Genomic DNA, 19,397 nt, shown 5'->3' with positions numbered 1-19,397 from the left:
CGGTGCGCGTATCATGACAGGTATGGATGTGCTCGCCGATGTCGTCGCCGCGATGCGGACCGGCCCCGCCACGTCCGGGCGCACCGACGTCCGCGGGCCGTGGGGGCTGCGTTTCGTGCACTCGTTCGGCGCGACGTTCCACCTGATCCTGCAAGGCACGGCGTGGTTGCTGCCGCCGGACGGCGATCCGATCCCGCTGGGGCCGGGTGACGCGGTGCTGCTGCCGCGGGGCGCCGAGCACGCGATCGCCGACCACCCCGACTCCCCGCTGGTCGACTTCGACCCGTCGGTCGAGGAGCCGCAGCAGGGGCAGGGCGCACGATCCTTGCTGTTGTGCGGGACCTACCGGCTGGATCGCGAGCGCCCGCACCCGGTGCTGAGCAGGCTGCCGGACGTGGTCGTCGTCCCGGCGAACCCGGGCCGCCACCGGTCGTTGCACACGGCAATCAGCATCCTCGGTGAGGAACTCGACGCGCAGCGGCCGGGCGCCGCGGCCGTCGTACCGGCGCTGGTGGACGCGCTGCTGGTGCTGATCCTGCGGGCCTGGTTCGAGAACAACGACTGCCCGACGGATCGCGGCTGGGCGCGGGCGCTGACCGATCCCGCGGTGGTGCAGTCGCTCGAGCTGATCCACGAGAAGCCCGGTGCGGCATGGACGGTGGCCGACCTGGCGTCCGGTGTCGGGTTGTCGCGGGCCGCGTTCGCCCGGCGGTTCACCGAAGCGGTCGGCGAGCCGCCGCTGACGTACCTGTCCCGCTGGCGGATGACGACCGCGGCGCGGTTGCTGCGCGACCACGACCGCCCGCTCTCCGCGGTGGCCAAGGAGATCGGCTACACGTCGGAGTTCGCGTTCGCGAAGGCGTTCAAGCGCGACTTCGGCGTACCGCCCGGGACGTATCGCAAGCAGCTCATCCCGGCCTGAGCGTCGCCACCAGTTCGCCGCGGCTGCGGACGCCGACCTTGGCGAACGCCGACTTCAGGTGGTCCTGGATCGTGTGCGGCGAGATCGACAGCCGGTCGGCGATCGCGCCGGTGCTGTGCCCGGAGATCACCTCCAGGCAGATCTCCCGCTCCCGCGTGGTCAGGCCGTACGCCGCGAGCAGCATGCCGAGCAGGTGATGACCCGAGGCGGGCTCGATCGTCACCACGACCTCGTCCGCGGTGTCGCCCAGCAGCCGGCTGCCCTGCAGCAGGACCCATTCGCCGGCCGCGGTCTGCACCCGCGCCTGGAACGTCCCGGACGACGCTGCGCGCGTTCCGGTGACGACGGCCCGCAGCAGTACGCCGAAACGGCCCGGCGCGATCTCGTCCAGCTCGTCCTGCCAGGTGCGCGCGGCCGCGGTGATCGCCCGCGGTTCACCTGCCGGGCCGGTGACGACGATCGACGGGCCGACCCCTCCGCGGTACCCGTGCGCGTCCGTGCGGACGGCGATCCGCGTCGCAGCGCCGATGACCGGCGCCACCGACCCCAGGAACTCGACCTCCCGATCGCTGAAGTCCGGGCCGCTGCGGACGAACCCGGCCGCGCCCCAGCAGTCCCCGTCGACGACGAACGTGGTCCGGACCTCGTGCTCGATGCCGAGCGGACGCCACACCTCGTTGAGCCGCCGGTGCCCGACCACCTCGCGGTACGGCAGGTCCGACAGCCGCGCGACCTGGTGCGCCGTGCGGGCCAGTTCGGCGAACGAGTTCGGCACCGTCCCGGCGTACTCCGTCTCCGCCAGCCGTGGCTCGTACTCCGGCGGGATGCGGGCCGCGCCGCTGGTCATCGAGCTGATCACCAGCGTGCCCGGATCGATCCCGGCCCAGCAGGTGAGCTCGCTGCCGACGACCTGTTCGACCACCTCGATCGCGGCCGTGTGCAGTTCGGCGACCCCCATCCCCGAGGTTGCCAGTGCTGCGATCTCCCGGCGCGCGGCCCGCGCCCGGCCCTCCCACATGGGCTCAGTATGCGCCGCCGTCCCGTCGCCGCCTATCCCCGAAATGTGGGGATTCCGCCGCCCCGGAAGAGCCCGCCCGCACGGGATACCGCCGTCGTCGGCCGCTTCCTAGCGTCGCAGCCATGAACGAGACAGTGCACCTCAGCAACGCGGGCAGCGGCGTCGAGTACGTCGCGCCGGACGCGACCGTGACCGTGAAGATCGGCGCCGAGCACACCGCCGGCCAGTACGAGCTGTTCGAGATCGACGCCCCGCGCGCCGACGCGGCACCGCCGCACACCGAGTCGTGGAGCAAGGCGTTCTACGTCCTGCAGGGCAGGATCCTCGTGCAGGCAGGGGATCAGGGCTACGACCTCGGTCCGGGCGCCTCGATCAGCATCCCGGCCGGCACGGTCAACACGTTCTCCGTGCTGACGCCCTCGGCGAAGTTCCTGACCATCAGCCAGACCGGCAGGATGGGCGCCTTCTTCGCGGACCTGGCCGGCGCCGATCCCACCGACTACGCCGCGCTGGGCGAGATCACCAGCAGGCACGGCGTCACGGTGTCGCTGTGAGTACCGCCGCGCAGATCCTCGCGATCGCGATCGCGGTGATGCTGGGATCGGTCTGGCTGATGGAGTCCTTCTTCTACCGCCATCCGCGGCTGTATCCGATGTTCCTGCTCGAGCGGCGGGACTTCGACGCGGTCCGGTTGTGGATCGTGAACCTCGGCTTCTACAACCTCACGACCGGGATCGCGCTGGCGCTCGGCGTCGTCCTGGCCCGGACCGGGCACGTACCGCAGGGCGAGGCGCTGGTCGCGTTCACCGCGGGGCAGCACGTCTTCCTCGCGCTCGTGCTGCTCGCCACGGAGCGGCGACTCTGGTTGAACACCCTGCTCGAAGGGGTTCCGACCGCCGTTCTGTTGCTGCTCGTCCTGCTGTAGGAAATTTACCAGTTCTGCGCAATCATGGGCACGGAGCACCACGCACACTCAAGGTTCCCGAATGGTCACCGGCAGTTCGACCGATCCGGGGGCCTACCGCCCTGAGTACCCGTGAAGGTGAGGCTCATGAGCCCAATCAGTCGCAGGACCTTTGTTCTCGGAGGACTCGCCGCGGCCGGGGGTAGCGCCCTCTCGGCGCTCCCGCTGGTCGCGGCCCAGTCGTCCGTGATCACCGCCACCGCCGCCGTCCCGTACCCGTTTCAACTCGGCATCGCGTCCGGTGAGCCCGACGCGAACAGCGTCGTCCTCTGGACCCGTCTGGCCCCGTCGCCGCTGAACGCCGACGGCCAGGGCGGGATGGCGAACGCCGACGTCGCCGTCGACTGGCAGGTGTCGACCACCGACACCTTCAGCACGCTGGTCGCGTCCGGCACGGTCACGGCGAAGTACGCCTCCGCCCACTCGGTGCACGTCATCGCGAGCGGCCTCAGCCCGGACGCGGACTACTTCTACCGCTTCCGCGCGCAGGGACATCTCTCAGCGGTCGGCCGCACCCGGACTGCGCCGGCCGTCGGCACCAACGGACGTGATCTGGTGATGGCGTTCACCTCGTGCGCGCATTACGAGGAGGGCTACTACACCGTCTACCGGCGGATGGCCGAGGAGAACCCGGGCCTGATCCTCTTCCTCGGCGACTACATCTACGAGTACGGCGCCACCAGCGGCCGGCCCCGTCTGCACGCGGGTGCGAGCGAGATCGTGTCGCTCGCGGACTACCGCCGGCGGTACGCGCAGTACAAGTCGGATCCCGACCTGCAGGCAGCGCACGCGGCGGCGGCGTGGATCGTCGTACCGGACGACCACGAGGTGGAGAACAACTACGCGAACATGGTGCGCGCGGACAGTACGCCGTCGCTCACCACGGCGCAGTGGACCGCGCGCCGGACGGCGGCGTACCAGGCGTACTACGAGAACATGCCGCTGCGCCCGGCACAGGCCAACAGCGGCAACTCGATCCCGCTGTACCGCCGGCTGCGGTGGGGGAGCCTGGCGACGTTCCACATGCTCGACACCCGGCAGTACCGCAACGACCAGGCCTGTGGTGACGGCTGGAAGGTGTGCTCGGACGCGGACCTCGCCACCCGCAGCCTGCCGGGCAACGCCCAGGAGACCTGGCTGCTCGACGGTCTCAACCAGCACTACGGCACCTGGGACATCCTCGGCCAGCAGGTGTTCTTCGCCCGCCGGTTCGACTCGGCCGGCGCCGGGAGCATGGACTCGTGGGACGGCTACCGCGCCTCGCGGGCCCGCATCCAGCAAGGCTGGATCGACCGCGGCACCCGCAACCCGGTCGTGCTGACCGGCGACGTGCACCGGGCCTGGGCCAGTGACCTGAAAGCCGACTACGGCAACGCGAACTCGGCCGTCATCGGCTCCGAACTGGTGACCAGTTCGGTCACGTCGAGTGGCGACGGCGACGGATCCACCACGATCCCGAACCTGGCGGACAACCCGTGGCTGCGGTTCTACCAGAACCGGCGCGGATACGTCCGGACGACGATCAGCCCGACGCAGCTACGGGCCGACTTCCGTGCGCTGGCCAGTGTGTCGGAGCACGGCGCCGCGGTCAGCACGGCGAAGTCGTTCGTCATCGAAGAAGGCCGGCCCGGACTGCAGGCGGTGTGACGATGAAGAAGACTCTGGCGATCACCGCACTGGCAGCCACCGCGCTGACCTTCACCGCGACCACTGCCGACGCGCACATCGCCGCGCCCACCTGGGTGACGGCGAACAGTGTGTCCACCGGCGACCAGGACGCCGCGTCCGTGGCGACCAACCGGAACGGGTACGTCGCTGTGGCGTGGGAGGACGACCGCGACACGGACAACGCGACCGACCCGGTGCACAGTGAGATCTACCTGCGGCTGTTCCGCAACGGCACGGCTGTGTACGAGACGAAGCTGTCCGCCGGCGGCAGCAGCGGTGTGACCAACTGGCGACACCTGCACCCGGACGTCGGTCTGGACGACAAGGGCAACGCGGTCGTCGTCTGGCAGGACGACCCGGACGGCAACGGGTACTACAACATCCCGTACCGCGTCGTGAACACAGCCGGCACCGTGACAGCCTCCGGCAACGCCAACAGCAGCGCGACCGGCCAGCAGATCAACCCGCGGGTCGCTGTCGACCCGGATGGTGCACCGTCCAGTGCCGCGGTCGCGTTCACCGTGGCGTGGGAGGACATCCAGACCGGCACGCCGGCAACGGTGAAGGCAGCCGGCTACACCGGCCCGACCACACGCGCCTGGGAGGTGACCGCCTCACAGACGACCGGCCAGCACCACAACCCGGACGTGGCAGTGTCGGCTTCCGGTGACGCGGTTGTCGTGTGGGACGAGGACGGCGACGCCAACGCCGACTACAACATCGGGCTGATCCGGCTTGGACGCGCGAACGGTGCGGCCACGCTCTCTCGCCGGGTAGCCAACGTGAACACCACAGGCCAGCAGACGCATCCCTCCGCGGCTGCCAACTTCAACGGCGACTTCGCGGTCGCGTGGGAGTCAGCTGGAGTCTGGACGCGTTCGTTCAGCAGCGCGGGCACAGCCAGGTACGGCGACGTACAAGTAGCGGCGGCAGGTGCCGGACCGTCGATCGGCATCGATGACCAGGCGCAGACGGTGGTCGGCTGGACAGTCCCAGGTGCCGACCCGGACGTCTGGGTGCGCGGCTTCGGGACCGATGGGACCGACACCGGACGACTGTCGCCGCAGCGGCTGAGCTCGGTGCCGGAAGGTCGTCAGGAGCAGATGACGGTGGCGGTCTCGCCGTACGCCGAAGTTGCGGTCGCGTACACCGACGACAACGACGGCAACACCTACGACCAGGTCTACCTGGGCACGGGAATTTCCAACAACAGCTGGTGAATCAGTGCGTCGTGGGGGACACCGTGCTCAGTACGGTGTCCCCTGCGTCGACCACTTCGAGGTGGTCGATGTCGCCGAGCGGGATCGACGTACTGGCCGGGACGTCTGCCTGGTAGCTGCCGTTCGCCGCCCACCAGCCGGCCGTCTCGACAGTCCCGTCGCGGCCGTGCACGATCAGCGTGCAGTGCTCATAGGGCTTCAGGTCGGTCAGCCGGAGCTGGATGTCCGTACCCCAACCCCGGCTGGTCAGCTTGGCCGTCGTGTCGATGCCGCCGACGCCGTCCGTGGCTGTCCAGGTCGCCGACGCCGGCACGCTCAGCAGACCCCAGCTGGCGACACCGGCGATCACCGCGCTCGACGCCGCGGCCAGCGCCCAGATGCGCCGTGGGCGCTTCTTCTTGCCCAGCTGGAGCGGCGCAGGCTCGGGCTGGTCGGCTTCGATGTCCTCGACCGGTACGGCGTGCAGCAGCCCCGGCAGGTGCGCGAACTGCAGCAGGGCTTCGCGGCACGCCGTACACGACACGAGGTGTTCCTCGACCGCGGCGCGCTCGGACGCCTCCAGCGCACCGAGCACGTAGGCGCCGATCGACATCGTCTCCGGGCACGTCATGAGCCGGTCACACCCCGTTCCTCCAGTGCTGCGCGCAACGCGTGCAGTGCGTAGTAGCTGCGCGACTTCACCGTTCCCGGCGGGACCCCGAGGACGGCGGCCGCCTCGTTGACGGTGCGCCGGCGGTAGAACAGCTCGACGATCACCTGCCGGTGGTCCTGGCTGAGCCCTCGCAGGACGTCGATCACCTGCCACACCTGCAGCACCCGGTCGATGTCGTCGCCGAGCGCCGGGAACTCGCGGTCCTCGATCGGCACCTCCGCCACCCGGGCACGCTGCCGGCGGCGCCCGGAGATCACCAGGTTGCGGGCGACCGTGAACAGCCAGCGACCGGCCCGGTCCGGATCCAGGTCGGCCGCGTGCGTCCAGGCGCGCGTCATCGTCTCCTGCACGATGTCCTCGGCGTACTGCCGGTCGCCCACCGAACGCAGGACGTATCCGAACAGCGGCCGCCGGTACTTGTCGTACAGCGCGCGGATCACCGTGTCGTCATCCACACCCAGGGAGTACGCACCGCGGCGGTGAAAGGTTCAACTGAACCGCCGCGGCCGATCCCGCGTATCTGCTGGGGAGAGGAGATCTGATGAAAACCACAATCTTGTTGCTAGGAGCAACGGTGGCGGCGCTGGGCGGGCTCACTGCCTGCGGCAGCTCCGCGCCGGCTGCCGGAGGTGGCGGAGCGGCGCCGGCCGGGGACGCGGTCTCGGTCAAGGACGTCAGCGGCGTCGGTCAGACACTCGTCGACGCCTCCGGGAAGACGCTGTACTTCGCCGACCAGGAGGCCGGCGGCGCTCTGAAGTGCACCGGCAACTGCCTGAGCTTCTGGATTCCCGCGACCGGAGACGCGCAGGCGGTGCAGGGCCTGGCCACGATGAAGCGCTCCGACACGGGGGCGGAGCAGCTCACCTTCCAGGGCAAGCCGCTCTACACGTTCAAGCTCGACACCGCCGGCGAGGCCAAGGGCAACAACTTCTCCGACGCCTTCTCCGGTGTCGACTTCACCTGGCACGCCGCCACCACGACAGCGGCTGCACCGACCAAGGCCCCTTCGTCGTCGGACGGCGGCGGCTACGGCTACTGACGCGCGTAGACCGCGGTCAGCCGGCCGCGGGCGATGCTCTTGCCGTCGATCGCCTCCAGCGCCTCGCCCACATCGGCGCCGTTGGGAAGACCGGTCGGCCCGGACAAGGCGTAGACGGTGAAGCGGTAGTGGTGCGTGCCGCTCGGCGGGCAGGGCCCGAAGTACCCGGTCTTGCCGCCGGAGTTCTTCGCCTGCTTCGCCCCTGGCGGCGCTCCGCCCTCCGTAAGTGACGCGGCGGTCGGCTCGAGGTCCAGCAGGACCCAGTGGGTGAACGTGCCGCGGGGTGCGTCGGGGTCGTCGACGACGAGGGCCAGCGCTCCGGCGTTCGCCGGGATCTCTTTCCAGGCGAGCGGTGGAGCCACGCCCTCGCCGTCACAGGTGTACTTGCGGGGGATCGTCTCGCCGTCGCGGAACGCCGTACTGGTGACGGTGATGCTGTCCGGTGCGGTCACGGCCGGCTCCTTCCCCGACTGGTCCCCGCCGCAGGCTGCCGCGCTCATCAGCACGGCAGCCCACAGCACCAGTCGCATACTTTCAACGTACTACCGGTTTACCGGCCCGGGACGAAGACGACCGCGTCACCGACGGCCCGCTCGGCGCCGCCGGTGCTGCTCGGGTGGTTGACGACCGTGCCGTCGCCGAGCGCCATCGCGGTCGAGCCGCCGCCGTCGAGGTTGATGGCGTCGTGCAGGCCGAGCGCCTTGGCGACCGCGGCGGTCTCGTCCATCGTCGTGCCGACGCTCGTCGTCTGCCGGCCGTCGATCGTGGCGAGGACGATCGTCCCGCCGCGGGTGGTCCCGGCGATCGTGCGCGGGTTGCGGTCGAAGAAGCTGCCGGTGCCGTCCGGTACGACGATCTCGCCGTTCTTCGTCAGCTGGTAGCGGCCGGTCACGCCGTACAGACCGTCGCGCAGCGGGACCTTGCGGCCGCTCTCGTCCGCCACCGCGAGGTCCGTGCGCAGGCAGCCCTTCGCCAGTTGCAGCAGCGCGACGGTGTCCTGGCCGGTCGCCTGCAGCGAGGTCTGGGTCGGGGTGAGCGTCGTACCGCGGGTGGTCGCCGTACGGACGACGCAGCCGCGGCGGTCGAGCACGACCTCCACCCCGGCGCCGGCCGGGGTCGCGGCGCCGAACTCCGGCGTGAACCGCACGACGTCACCCGGCACCGTGCACGCGGTCTGGTCGGGCAGCGCGGCGCACGCGGCCGGGACCACCGGCGGGTGGTTGAGGAACTCGAGCGGGAGCTCCGCGCCGCTGAGGCGGTTGCGGACGGCGCCGGTCCAGCGCAGGTGGCCGGTCACCACTCTGTTGCTCTTGGCATCGATCAGCAGGTTGGCCTCGGTCGGGTCGGTGAGCGGCTCGCTGAGCAGCTTGCCGTCGAAGAGGCCGAGGCCGACCGGGTCGCCCGGGTACTGCGGGTTCGCGGTGAAGGTGAAGAACGATGCGTTCACGCCGGCCAGCGCGCCGGCCGACTTCACCAGGTCCGACGTCTTCTCGACGCGGGCCAGATCGGGACCGTACGTCGCCTTCAAGTGGCCGCGCGCCGTCCGCGGGTCGATGGTGAGCACGTTGACGACCCACGGGCCACGCGTCGTGGTGTTGATCTGGTCGGCCGGCGCCGGGTCGGTGCCGCGCACGATCCGGGTCAGCGTGACGCCGCGCGCCAGCGTCCGGTCGGTGCGGGTCTCCACCAGATCGGCGTCGCCGAGCGGCAAGGCCTGCGTCGCCTGCTCTGCGGTGGGGGCCGCGGTGGCGACGGGGGCGCCGACGGTCAGGGATCCGAACACCGCGGCCGCGGCCAGCGCGGTCGTGAAGGCTCGAGCGGAAGTAGTCATACCCCATCCTCGGAGCAGGCGGTGGAATCTTTCTAGACCTCGCCCCGACTCGTGAGCATCTTCCAGGTTACGGTTCAGGGCCGCTCGACCAGCCGGATCACCGGCAACTCCCGATCGGTCTTCACCTGGTACTCCGCGAACCGCGGCGCCGCCTCGACGATCCGCTCCCAGGCCTCGGCGCGCTCCGCTCCGTGCAGCTGCTCCGCGCGGACCGCGATCGTCCGCCCGTCGAGGTCGATCCGGACCTGGTCGGGGTGGGCGGCGAGGTTGTAGTACCAGGCCGGGTTGCCGGGAGCGCCGGCCGCGGAGGCGACGATCAGCCGGCTGCCGTCGGCGGCCGGGAACCAGCCGACCGGGGTCATCCGCTCCGCGCCGGACTTCCGCCCGACCGTGCGCAGGACCAGGGCGTCGAAGCCCATGAACTTGCCGCCGCCGCGCCGCCGGATCCGGCGCGCCATCAGGGTGTTCAGCCAGCGCAGCAGACGGCCTTTCGGCTGCCGCGCGCCGCGAGTACCGGCTCGGGTGTCGAAGCTCATCGGCTCGGCACCTCCTCCGGGGTGTGGACGGTGCGGGTCGTGACGACCTTCTCGTCGTGGGTGAACGGGCGTCCGTCCAGGTTGAAGCTCCAGGAGAGGGTGGGTGTGATCCGCAGGTACGCCGCGGTGCCGAACTGGCCCTCGCGCTCCACGAGCTCCGCCTCGCCGTAGATCCGCAGGTAGCGGGGGATCCACGGGCGGGCCGACACCAGGTCGTCGACCACGAACGCGACCTTGGTGTTCCCGTCCCGGACGTTGCGGTACTTGCGGGTCCGGACCGGGTCGATCCCGCCGATGTAGAGGTGCGTGCCGTCGTACTCGAAACCGACCGGGACGGCGTCCGGCTGGCCGTCGTCCGAGACGGTGGCGAGGCGGCCCAGGGGCTGGGACCGCAGGTAGGCGGTCTCCGCTTCGCTGAAGGACATCGAGGCTCCTCGATAGTTAATGGCCTTTACTGTATGCGCCATTAACTATACATCCCATGTACCGTGGAGTGGTGAGTGAGACGGGGACGCCGCCGGACGCGGCCCGCGCGCGGCGCTTCGCCGGATTCGCGCACGTGCACGGCGGGGACCTGGACCCTGCGGAGATGGACGCCGTGACCGGGCTCGTCCAGGTCACCGGTCTGGTGCAGGGCATCTACACCGGCGTCTCCGAGCGCCACGATCTGACGCCGCAACAGGCGAGGCTGCTGTGCGTCCTGCTGGACGGACCCAAGGGGATGGCGGAGCTCGCGCAGTGCTTCGGTGTCGAGAAGGCGGCGCTCACCGGTCTGATGGACCGCGCCGAGAAGCGCGGGCTGGCCGAGCGGTCGCCGGTGCCCGGTGACCGGCGGGCGGTGCGGGTCACGCTGACCGAGCCCGGCCGGCGCGCGGCCACCGCGTTCCACGCGGAGGTCGGTAAGGCGCTCGACGACCTGATCGGGCAGCTCGGCGCCGCCGACCGGGAACACCTGCGGGAAGTGCTGGCCGGGATCGTCTCGAGGTGCCGCACGTCACCGTCCAGGTCCTGAGCAACCGGGCCGCCCGGACAGCGCTTACCCCTACGATCGACGCGTGTCCAGCCCGCTGAGTGCTTGAGATGTCCGCCGTCGTCGGTGCCTTCGGCGCATTGGTCGCGGTGGCCGTGCTCGGGTACGTCGTCGGTGTCCTCGGCGTACTGCGGTCGCAGGACGAGCTCGTCCTGTCCCGGCTGGCGTTCTTCGTGGCGACGCCGGCGCTGCTGTTCACCACCGTCGCGCGGGCCGACCTGCGGGCGATCTTCTCGGTCGTGCTCGTCACCAACCTGATCAGCCTGTTCGTGGTGCAGGTCGTGTTCCTGCTGATCGCGGCGGTGATCTGGCGGCGGACCCGGTCCCAGGCGACGATCGGCGTACTCGCGTCGTCGTACGTGAACGCGGGCAACCTCGGCGTACCGGTCGCGGCGTACGTGCTCGGCGACGGTGCGTTGGTTGCACCCATCGTGTTGTTCCAGGTGCTGGTGATGGCGCCGATCGCGTTCGCCGTACTGGACGGGGACCGGCAGGGGAGCGGCCGGCGCGTCTCGCTGCGGACCATGGTCACGCGCCCGCTCCGCAACCCGCTGACGGTCGCGTCCCTGCTGGGGTTGCTGGTGTCGCTGATCGGGGTGCGGTTGCCGGAGTTGGCGATGCGGCCGATCGACCTGATCGCCGCGGCCGCGGTGCCGGTCGCGCTGATCGCCTACGGGCTGAGCCTGAGCGCCGGGACGAAGGACTCGATCACGCTGCGGCGGGACGTCGTACTGGCCGTCGGCCTGAAGACGTTCGCCCAGCCACTGATCGCGTACGCCGTCGCCCGCTGGATCCTCGACCTGCACGGCTCAGCCCTACTGGCCCCAACCCTCCTGGCCGCCCTCCCGACCGCACAGAACGTCTACGTCTACGCAGTCCACTACCGAGCCAGCCGAACCCTCGCCCGCAGCGCAGTACTCCTCAGCACCCTGCTCTCCATCCCGGTCATGATCCTCATCGCCGGCCTCCTCACTTAGCTCAGCGCCAAGCGGAGAGGAGTTGCTCCGGACCGACCGCCTGGACGCCCTCGACCGCGACGCCCGCGCGGGATACCGCGATCAGCGGGGTCGATTCGCTCGCACCCGGAAGCTGCGATCGGTGGACGTGGAGACGGCTCAGGTCGTGCGTGTCGAAGGCCTTACGCTCCAGCCATTTGATCGAGCCGACGGCGGTGATGTGCTTCGCGACCGGGCCGCGATCGGCTGCGACCAGGTCGATCTCGGGGTCGTTCGTCCTCGTCCAGTAGCCGCCGATCGCGCCGGTGTCGTGGGGGAGTCCGTCGGTCGGCAGGCGGAGCAAGGACTCGCGCACCACGGGTTCGATGGCTCGGCCGCGCCATGACGGCCAGGACTGACGGATGCGTGCCAGCGTGAGGTCGCCGCGCCCGCGCTCGACCTCGGTGAGGTGGGGACCCAGGAAGGCCAGCCAGAAGCGAAGATGCGGGTCGGCGACGTAGTACCGCGTCTCCTTCGACGGGCGGGTGGACAGCGGTGTCGCTGCCTCGACCACACGCTTGGCGGTCAGGAGGTGCAGTGCGCGATTGAGGCTGGTTGTGGGCAGGCCGGCGGCCCGGCCGATCGTTGTGTGGGTGCGTTCGCCCGATCCGATGGCCGAGAGCACCAGTCGGGCCTGCGCGTCAGCGGGGAACTCGGCGGCGAGTGAGCGTTCGCCGCTGACGATCAGCGCTGTCGTCGGATCGGCCAGTGCCGATGTGAGGTAGTCGAAGATGCCGGCGTTCGTCGGCCAGTCGTCGAGGATCAGCGGGAGACCGCCGGAGATGAGGTACGCATCGAACGCATCGGCAGGCTCCAGTCGCAGCATGTCCGCGACGTCGGCCGGGCTCAGCGGTGGCACCACCATCTCCGTCCCGCGTTGGTGGAACGGCCGGTCGTAGTCGTTCAAGCGCTCCATCATGGCGATGTCCGAGCCCACGCACAGCAACAGCACCGGTTTGCGGGACAGCTCACGGTCGTAGAGCTTCTGCAGCGTGCCCTCGAAGCCAGGGTCGTTCGCGATGAGGTACGGCATTTCGTCCAGGACGACGACGCTCGGCTGGTCTGCGGGGAGTGCGGCGGCGAGCAGTTGCAGGGCTGCATCCCAGTCGTGCGGCGTCTGTCCGGCGAACAGCTTGGCCTGCGGAAGTGTTGAGCCGGCACCGGCCTCGACGAACAAGCGGACGTCGGCGGTGGCGTTGGACTGCGCGGACGCTGTGAAGAAGAGGCTCGGGAGCCCAGAACGCTCGATGAACTCCTCGACGAGCCGCGACTTGCCGACCCGGCGGCGCCCACGCATGAGGACAGCCTTGCCCGGACGTCCTGTCCGACCTCGGTCCTCGACGCGACGCAGCAGCCTCTCGAGGGTGTCGAGCTCCCGGGTCCGGCCGTAGAAGTGATCCATGTGCACCCTCCCTTTAGAGGCCCACACATGATACAACCAAAAATGAACGTACCAAACTTGGTTGTCTTCGATCCTATCGCATGGCTTTGAAGGCTTCTTCGGCGACGGGGGCTACCTGGTCGACCGTGACGCCTTCGTTGGCGACCTGGGCGATGACGGTGAGGGTGTTCGAGCCGCGGTAGCACTGGGTGAGGAGGTTGCCGACCGCGTCGATGCAGGTGGACCGGCCGACCTTCTTGATCTTGTCCGGGGTCGCGCCGGAGTCGGCGACCACCTTGTCGACGTCGACCCGGCCGCGGAGCGCGATCAGGACGTAGAACCGGTCGCCTTCGAGGCTGCCGTACGCCTCGACCATCACCTTCTTGCCGTCGTTGATCTGGCTCAGCCGATCCCGGATCTGATCGAGCTGCGCCTCCGTGCGGATCTTCGGATCGGTAATCCGATCGAGCCCCGCCACCTTCGCCGGCGGCGTGATAGCCCGCTCGGCATTCAGCCTGCTCAACGGCCCCAGCCCCCACACATACCCGAGCAGAGCCAACACCCCCAACACCACAACAGCCCCACCCACAGTCACCCAAGGCCCACGAACTCTGAACCGCCGCAGCCCCTTCTTCCCCTTTGCAACAGCCTGCCCCTCCGCAGCCGCCTGCGCCTCCGCAGCCGCCTGCGCCTCCGCAGCAGCCTGCCCACCCGCAGCCGTCTGCCCATCTGTAGCCGCCTGCCCAGCCGCAGGCACCTGCCCGACCCCCTCCGCAGCCACGGTCGCGACCCCACCGCCACCAGACCCCTGCCCACCCCCAGCCGCCACGGCCCCGCCACCCACAGCCGTCCCGCCTGCTCCCGTCACGAGCCCGGCGTCCCCGGCCGTCTCACGGCCGCCAGACCCCTGCCCACCCCCAGCCGCCAAGGCCCCGGCACCCGCAGCCGTCCCGGCTTTCCCGCCTGCTCCCGCCGTGAGCCCGGCGTCCCCGGTCGTCCCACCGGCTCCCGCCGTGAGCCCGGCGTCCCCGGTCGTCGCGCCGGCTTCCGCCGTGCGGCCGGCCTGCCCGGTCGTCGCGGGGGCGTCTGCCGCCAGCCGCTTGCCCTCAGCGCCCTGTCCTGCAACCCCTTCGAGGCCGCCGTCGCTTGCCGCTTGCTTGCCTTCGTCGCCTGGCACCGTGAGCCCGCCCGACCCGGCCTTCACATCTGCGTCTGCCGACGGCCGCCCGGCTGTTGCGCCCTCCGCTGGAAGTTCTTTCGTCGGTGCCTGCTGACCCGCGCCGTCCTGCGCAGTCAGCCCGGTCTCCCCGGCCTTCGCGGCGGCGTCTGCCGTCGGCTGGCTCGCTGAGCCTCGCGCCGCAAGCTCCTCCTGGTCACCGTCGGTCGCCGTCTGTCCCTGCAACGCACCCTCCGCCGTGCTGTCGGCTGCGGTCGTCCCGGTCGTCCCAGTCGTCCCGGCCCCGGCCACGGACCCCGCACCCGGTGTGCCCGGCGCCGGAGGTTCTTCCGTCAGGCCGTCGGTTGCAGGCTGCTGAGCCGTGCCGTCCTGCGCCTTGAGGTCGTTCGTGGGCGTCTCGGGGACGGCGGGGAACTCGGTGGTGTCGGCGGCCTGGTCGTTCGGATCCGCGGGGTTGGTGGGATCGCTCATCGGGGGCTCCTCGGACGGTCGGGTCGCGGGGTGCAGCTTTCGGCTCGCACCGATGGTTCCACATCATGACAAACCGATCTCACAGGGTGAGGATCCACCCGGCGGAACGCGCGAGTGCCCGCCGCCCCGGGCCGGGGAGGCGGGCACCAGGCAGACGCACTCAGAGCGTCGCGACGACCTTGACCGTGTCGGAGTCGTCGGCGTTCCAGACGATCTCGCCGGTGATCCGCCCGGCGGCGCGCAGGTCCGGCTCGGCGCGCTCGGCGAGCGACAGCCGCGCGGCCGGACCGCTGACCTCGACCTTGGACACCTCGGTCTTCATCGAGACCTGCGCCTCGGACTTCGCACCCCGGATCCCCGCGAGGACCTCGGAGACCGCGTCCAGCACCTCGGGCTCCTGCGCCGCGACCGCGACGTCACCGTCCGGCGTCGGCCAGGACGCGAGGTGGATCGAGCCTTCCTGCCACCACGACCAGACCTCCTCGGTCGCGAACGGCAGGTACGGCGCGAGCAGCCGCAGCTGGACCGACAGCGCGACCGCGAGCGCGGCCTTCGCGGACGCGGCCGGGGCGTCGCCCTGACCGCCGTACGCCCGCTCCTTCACCAGCTCGACGTAGTCGTCGCAGAACGTCCAGAAGAACCGCTCGCTGATCTCCAGCGCGCCGGTGTAGTCGTACCGCTCGAAGGCCGCCGTGGCGTCGGTGACGACCGCCCGCAGCCGCTGCAGCATCGCCAGGTCGATCGGCTCGGTGACCGCGGCCGGGTCGACCGTGGTCGCTCCGAACCCGAGCACGAACTTCGACGCGTTCAGGACCTTGATCGCGAGCCGGCGCCCGACCTTCATCTGCGACTCGTCGAACGGCGAGTCCAGGCCCGGCCGCGCCATCGCCGCGCGCCAGCGGACCGCGTCGGACCCGAACTTCTCCAGGATCTCCGACGGGACGACCGCGTTGCCCTTGGACTTCGACATCTTCTTGCGGTCCGGGTCGACGACGAACCCGGAGATGAGCGACCGCGCCCACGGCAGCGAGCCGTTCTCGAAGTGCGCGCGCACGATCCGCGAGAACAGCCAGGTGCGGATGATCTCGTGCGCGTGCGTGTTCAGGTCCATCGGGAAGGTCCGGCGGAACAGGTCGTCGTCGCGCTCCCAGCCGCAGACGATGTGCGGCGTCAGCGACGACGTCGCCCAGGTGTCCATCACGTCGGGGTCGGCCTCGAACCCGCCCGGCTTGCCGCGCTGGGACTCGTCGTACCCCCGGGGGGCCTGCGAGGTCGGGTCGATCGGCAGCTCGGCCTCGGACGGCATCAGCGGGTGGTCGTAGTCCGGCAGGCCCTCGTGGTCCAGCGGATACCAGACCGGGAACGGGACGCCGAAGTACCGCTGGCGGGAGATCAGCCAGTCGCCGTTCAGGCCCTCGACCCAGTTCAGGTAGCGGTGGCGCATGTGCTCGGGGACCCAGGCGAGCTCGTTGCCGCGCTCGATGAACTCCTGCTTGAGGCCCGCGTCGCGGCCGCCGTTCGTGATGTACCACTGCCGGGTGGAGACGATCTCGAGCGGCTTGTCGCCGTTCTCGTAGAAGTTCGCCATCCGCTCGGTCTTCTTCGGCTCGCCGTCCAGGTCGCCGCTGTCGCGCAGCTTCTGGACGATCAGCTCGCGCGCGCTGAAGACCGTCTTGCCGGCGAGCTCACCGTACAGCTCGGAGCCCTCGAGCCAGGCCGGGGTGTCGCGCAGCAGCCGGCCGTCGCGGCCGATGACCGTGCGGACCGGGAGCTGCAGCTCGCGCCACCACTGGATGTCGGTCTGGTCACCGAACGTGCAGCACATCGCGATGCCGGCGCCCTTGTCCATCTCGGCGGCCCCGTGCGCCAGGACCGGGACCTCGACACCGAACAGCGGCGATTTCACCGTCGTCCCGAACAGGTGCTTGTAGCGCTCGTCGTCCGGGTGCGCGATCAGCGCGACACAGGCCGGGATCAGCTCGGGCCGGGTGGTCTCGATGTAGATCGGGCCGTCGGCGCCGTGGAACGAGATCCGGTGGTAGGCGCCCGGATACGGCCGGGCCTCGAGCTCGGCCTGCGCGACCGCGGTCTGGAACGTGACGTCCCACATCGTCGGCGCCTCGGCCAGGTAGGCCTCGCCGCGGGCGAAGTTGCGCAGGAAGGCGCGCTGCGACGTCCGCCGGGAGTCCTCGGAGATCGTGGTGTAGAGATATGACCAGTCGACGCTCAGGCCGACCTGGCGCCACATCGCCTCGAACGCCTGCTCGTCGATGTGGGTGAGCTCGCCGCACAGGTCGACGAAGTTCTGCCGGGAGATCGGGAGCTGCTTCTTCGGGTCCGGCTTGGCGGGCGGGGTGAAGTCCGGGTCGTAGGGCAGCGACGGGTCGCACTTGACGCCGTAGTAGTTCTGGACGCGGCGCTCGGTCGGCAGGCCGTTGTCGTCCCAGCCGATCGGGTAGAAGACCTTCTTGCCGCGCATCCGCTGGTAACGGGCGACCAGGTCGGTGTGGGTGTAGCTGAAGATGTGCCCGACGTGCAGCGACCCGGAGACCGTCGGCGGCGGGGTGTCGATGGAGTAGACATCGGCACGCTCGGCGGTGCGGTCGAAGGCGTAGGTCTGCTGCTCCTTCCATACGGCAGCCCACTTCTCCTCGAGGCCGTCGAGGCTGGGCTTGTCTGGAACGCGGGACGTCTGGCTCATGCGCACAATGTTAGTGGTTGTCAAGGGGTGCTTCCGACCGGTTATCCACAGCGCTCTCTAGACTTGGCCTCCTGATGAGCGACCTCTCCTTCGCCGAAGTGTCGGCACGGCTCCAGCAGCGCTGGCCGGAGCACAAGATCGAACCCACCCTGGAGCGCGTCCAGCGGCTCGTCGAGCTGCTCGGCGACCCCCAGAAGGCCTACCCGGTGGTGCACCTGACGGGCACCAACGGCAAGACGTCCACGGCCCGCATGATCGACACCCTGCTCCGCGAGGCCGGGCTGCGTACCGGGCGGTTCACCAGCCCGCATCTGGAGTCCGTGCGGGAGCGGATCACGCTGGACGGCGAGCCGATCAGCGAGGAGCTGTTCGTCGAGGCGTACGAGGAGATCGCGCCGTACCTCGAGCTCGTCGACGCCGAGCAGGAGCACCCGCTGACGTTCTTCGAGGCGATGGTCGGCATGGCGTACGCCGTGTTCGCCAACACCCCGGTCGACGTCGCGGTGATCGAGGTCGGCCTCGGCGGGACCTGGGACGCCACCAACGTCGCCGACGGCACGGTCTCGGTGATCACCCCGGTCGCGGTCGACCACGCGCACCTGCTGGGCGCGGATCCGGTCACCATCGCCGGGGAGAAGTCCGGCATCATCAAGCCCGGCGGTACGGCGGTGATGGCGCAGCAGAGCCTGGACGTCTTCGAGGTCCTGCTCCGCCGGTCCGCCGAGGTGGGCGCCCAGGTGGCCCGCGAGGGGATCGAGTTCGGCGTCGTCAGCCGTACGCTCGCGGTCGGCGGCCAGGTGGTCTCGATCAAGGGTCTCGGCGGTGAGTACGACGAGCTGTTCCTCCCGCTGCACGGTGAGTACCAGGCGCACAACGCTGCCACCGCGGTCGCGGCCGTGGAGGCGCTGCTCGGCGCCAGCCCGGAGACCGAGGGGCGGGTCACGACCGAGCTGCTGCAGGCCGGCTTCGAGCAGGTCACCAGCCCGGGGCGGCTCGAAGTGGTCCGGCAGAGCCCGACGATCGTCGTCGACGCCGCGCACAACCCGCACGGCGCGGAGGCGACCGCGGCCGCGGTCTCGGAGGCGTTCCAGTTCCAGCCGCTGATCGGCGTCCTCGGCTGTATGAAGGACAAGGATGTGTACGGCGTCCTCGAGGCCTACGAGCCGATCATGGAAACCGTCATCTGCACCCGGAACAGCTTCGTCGAGCGGTCGATGCCGGCCGAGGAGCTCGCCGAGCTGGCGGCCGAGGTGTTCGGCGAGGAGCGGGTGCTGGTCCGGCCGCACCTGATCGACGCGATCGACGACGCGATCCGGCTCGCCGAGGAGAACGCGGTCGCGCTCGGCAGCGGCGGCGTCCTGATCACCGGATCCGTCATCACCGCGGGTGAGGCGCGGGCGCTGCTGGTCCGTAAGGGCAAGGACCAGACATGAGGTCGCTCGCGTCGATCGTGCTGGCGTTCGAGTCGGTCGTCCTGGCTCTCGTCACCCCGGTGATGATCTCGGTCGCCGACATCCGCCCCGCGGTGGCCGTCCCGGTCTGCCTCGGGTTGTTCGCCCTGGCACTCGTCGCGGCCGGTCTGCTGCGGTTCCGGGCCGGGTACGTGCTCGGCTCGCTGGTCCAGGTCGGCGCGGTCGGGCTCGGCTTCGTCGTCCCGGTGATGTTCGTCCTCGGCGTCGCCTTCGCCGCCTTCTGGGTCGCCGCGATCGTCCTCGGCCGCCGGATCGAGGAGGCCAAGAAAGCGCAGGAGCAGCTAGGCTCAGCCGGCCAGACCCCTTCGAGAGAGAGTTGA

20 protein-coding genes are annotated in these 19,397 nt (G+C 70.2%); 10 read left to right on the top strand and 10 right to left on the bottom strand.

Translation table 11 applies throughout. The annotated features are described in order from the left end of the window. Nucleotides 1-22: 22 nt before the first annotated feature. Nucleotides 23-922 carry an AraC family transcriptional regulator gene (locus ABZW60_RS34210; RefSeq protein ID WP_355484012.1) on the top strand — a complete coding sequence of 300 codons (900 nt, stop codon included), beginning with the start codon at nucleotides 23-25 and terminating at the stop codon, nucleotides 920-922. Here the strand turns inward: ABZW60_RS34210 and ABZW60_RS34205 are convergent. Beyond that, nucleotides 909-1,940, bottom strand: coding sequence for a helix-turn-helix transcriptional regulator (locus tag ABZW60_RS34205; protein ID WP_355484010.1), 1,032 nt, complete (start codon nucleotides 1,938-1,940; stop codon nucleotides 909-911). The genes ABZW60_RS34210 and ABZW60_RS34205 overlap by 14 nt on opposite strands. Nucleotides 1,941-2,062: 122 nt before the next feature. Here ABZW60_RS34205 and ABZW60_RS34200 point away from each other — a divergent pair, with 122 nt between their 5' ends. From ABZW60_RS34200 to ABZW60_RS34185, 4 genes are all read left to right on the top strand, one after another. Continuing rightward, nucleotides 2,063-2,494, top strand: a complete 432-nt coding sequence (locus ABZW60_RS34200) for a cupin domain-containing protein (RefSeq protein WP_355484008.1) — start codon at nucleotides 2,063-2,065, stop codon at nucleotides 2,492-2,494. Then, nucleotides 2,491-2,865 (top strand): DUF1304 family protein, encoded by a 375-nt coding sequence (locus ABZW60_RS34195; RefSeq protein ID WP_355484006.1) that lies wholly within the window; start codon nucleotides 2,491-2,493, stop codon nucleotides 2,863-2,865. Before ABZW60_RS34200 ends, ABZW60_RS34195 begins: the two co-directional genes overlap by 4 nt. 126 nt (nucleotides 2,866-2,991) lie before the next feature. After that, nucleotides 2,992-4,551, top strand: a complete 1,560-nt coding sequence (locus ABZW60_RS34190; RefSeq protein WP_355484004.1) for an alkaline phosphatase D family protein — start codon at nucleotides 2,992-2,994, stop codon at nucleotides 4,549-4,551. Nucleotides 4,552-4,553: 2 nt separating this feature from the next. Further along, on the top strand, nucleotides 4,554-5,792 hold the full coding sequence (locus ABZW60_RS34185) for a hypothetical protein (RefSeq protein WP_355484002.1): 1,239 nt from the start codon (nucleotides 4,554-4,556) through the stop codon (nucleotides 5,790-5,792). A gap of 1 nt (nucleotide 5,793) precedes the next feature. Here ABZW60_RS34185 and ABZW60_RS34180 read toward each other — a convergent pair whose 3' ends face one another. Then, nucleotides 5,794-6,402: a zf-HC2 domain-containing protein gene (locus ABZW60_RS34180; RefSeq protein ID WP_355484000.1), complete on the bottom strand. Its 609-nt coding sequence runs from the start codon at nucleotides 6,400-6,402 to the stop codon at nucleotides 5,794-5,796. Next, nucleotides 6,399-6,899, bottom strand: coding sequence for a sigma-70 family RNA polymerase sigma factor (locus ABZW60_RS34175; protein WP_355483998.1), 501 nt, complete (start codon nucleotides 6,897-6,899; stop codon nucleotides 6,399-6,401). The genes ABZW60_RS34180 and ABZW60_RS34175 overlap by 4 nt, the downstream gene beginning before the upstream one ends. 86 nt (nucleotides 6,900-6,985) lie before the next feature. On the opposite strand from ABZW60_RS34175, the gene ABZW60_RS34170 reads away from it, so the two are divergent. Further along, nucleotides 6,986-7,483 (top strand): hypothetical protein, encoded by a 498-nt coding sequence (locus ABZW60_RS34170; protein WP_355483996.1) that lies wholly within the window; start codon nucleotides 6,986-6,988, stop codon nucleotides 7,481-7,483. Here the strand turns inward: ABZW60_RS34170 and ABZW60_RS34165 are convergent. The 4 genes from ABZW60_RS34165 to ABZW60_RS34150 form a co-directional block, all read right to left on the bottom strand. Next, on the bottom strand, nucleotides 7,477-8,013 hold the full coding sequence (locus ABZW60_RS34165) for a YbhB/YbcL family Raf kinase inhibitor-like protein (protein ID WP_355483994.1): 537 nt from the start codon (nucleotides 8,011-8,013) through the stop codon (nucleotides 7,477-7,479). The genes ABZW60_RS34170 and ABZW60_RS34165 overlap by 7 nt on opposite strands. Nucleotides 8,014-8,033: 20 nt before the next feature. Continuing rightward, the gene (locus ABZW60_RS34160) at nucleotides 8,034-9,314 is read right to left on the bottom strand and encodes a phosphodiester glycosidase family protein (protein WP_355483992.1); all 1,281 of its coding nucleotides are present in this window, start codon (nucleotides 9,312-9,314) and stop codon (nucleotides 8,034-8,036) included. 74 nt (nucleotides 9,315-9,388) lie between these two features. Then, nucleotides 9,389-9,850, bottom strand: coding sequence for a nitroreductase/quinone reductase family protein (locus tag ABZW60_RS34155; RefSeq protein ID WP_355483990.1), 462 nt, complete (start codon nucleotides 9,848-9,850; stop codon nucleotides 9,389-9,391). After that, nucleotides 9,847-10,275 carry a PPOX class F420-dependent oxidoreductase gene (locus tag ABZW60_RS34150; RefSeq protein ID WP_355483988.1) on the bottom strand — a complete coding sequence of 143 codons (429 nt, stop codon included), beginning with the start codon at nucleotides 10,273-10,275 and terminating at the stop codon, nucleotides 9,847-9,849. Before ABZW60_RS34150 ends, ABZW60_RS34155 begins: the two co-directional genes overlap by 4 nt. 71 nt (nucleotides 10,276-10,346) lie before the next feature. On the opposite strand from ABZW60_RS34150, the gene ABZW60_RS34145 reads away from it, so the two are divergent. Continuing rightward, a complete protein-coding gene (locus ABZW60_RS34145; RefSeq protein ID WP_355483985.1) occupies nucleotides 10,347-10,862 on the top strand; it encodes a MarR family transcriptional regulator in 516 nt (171 codons plus the stop codon). A 68-nt stretch (nucleotides 10,863-10,930) separates the two neighbouring features. Beyond that, nucleotides 10,931-11,857, top strand: coding sequence for an AEC family transporter (locus tag ABZW60_RS34140; RefSeq protein ID WP_355483983.1), 927 nt, complete (start codon nucleotides 10,931-10,933; stop codon nucleotides 11,855-11,857). A 1-nt stretch (nucleotide 11,858) separates the two neighbouring features. Here ABZW60_RS34140 and ABZW60_RS34135 read toward each other — a convergent pair whose 3' ends face one another. The 3 genes from ABZW60_RS34135 to valS all read right to left on the bottom strand — a co-directional run bounded on the left by ABZW60_RS34135 (nucleotide 11,859) and on the right by valS (nucleotide 17,605). Further along, a complete protein-coding gene (locus tag ABZW60_RS34135; RefSeq protein ID WP_355484261.1) occupies nucleotides 11,859-13,304 on the bottom strand; it encodes a DUF234 domain-containing protein in 1,446 nt (481 codons plus the stop codon). A gap of 46 nt (nucleotides 13,305-13,350) precedes the next feature. After that, nucleotides 13,351-14,904: a hypothetical protein gene (locus tag ABZW60_RS34130; protein WP_355483981.1), complete on the bottom strand. Its 1,554-nt coding sequence runs from the start codon at nucleotides 14,902-14,904 to the stop codon at nucleotides 13,351-13,353. A 160-nt stretch (nucleotides 14,905-15,064) separates the two neighbouring features. Beyond that, nucleotides 15,065-17,605, bottom strand: coding sequence for a valine--tRNA ligase (gene valS, locus ABZW60_RS34125; RefSeq protein WP_355483980.1), 2,541 nt, complete (start codon nucleotides 17,603-17,605; stop codon nucleotides 15,065-15,067). Between the two features lie 74 nt (nucleotides 17,606-17,679). Here valS and ABZW60_RS34120 point away from each other — a divergent pair, with 74 nt between their 5' ends. Together ABZW60_RS34120 and ABZW60_RS34115 are read left to right on the top strand one after the other, a co-directional pair. Continuing rightward, nucleotides 17,680-19,038: a folylpolyglutamate synthase/dihydrofolate synthase family protein gene (locus ABZW60_RS34120; protein ID WP_355483978.1), complete on the top strand. Its 1,359-nt coding sequence runs from the start codon at nucleotides 17,680-17,682 to the stop codon at nucleotides 19,036-19,038. After that, nucleotides 19,035-19,397 (top strand): DUF4233 domain-containing protein, encoded by a 363-nt coding sequence (locus tag ABZW60_RS34115; protein WP_355483976.1) that lies wholly within the window; start codon nucleotides 19,035-19,037, stop codon nucleotides 19,395-19,397. The genes ABZW60_RS34120 and ABZW60_RS34115 overlap by 4 nt, the downstream gene beginning before the upstream one ends.

Source organism: Kribbella sp. NPDC003557, assembly GCF_040610805.1.
In the GTDB taxonomy this organism is placed as follows: domain Bacteria; phylum Actinomycetota; class Actinomycetes; order Propionibacteriales; family Kribbellaceae; genus Kribbella.
The sequence above is the reverse complement of the archived record's forward strand: the minus strand, read 5'-3'. Positions and strand labels throughout refer to the sequence as shown.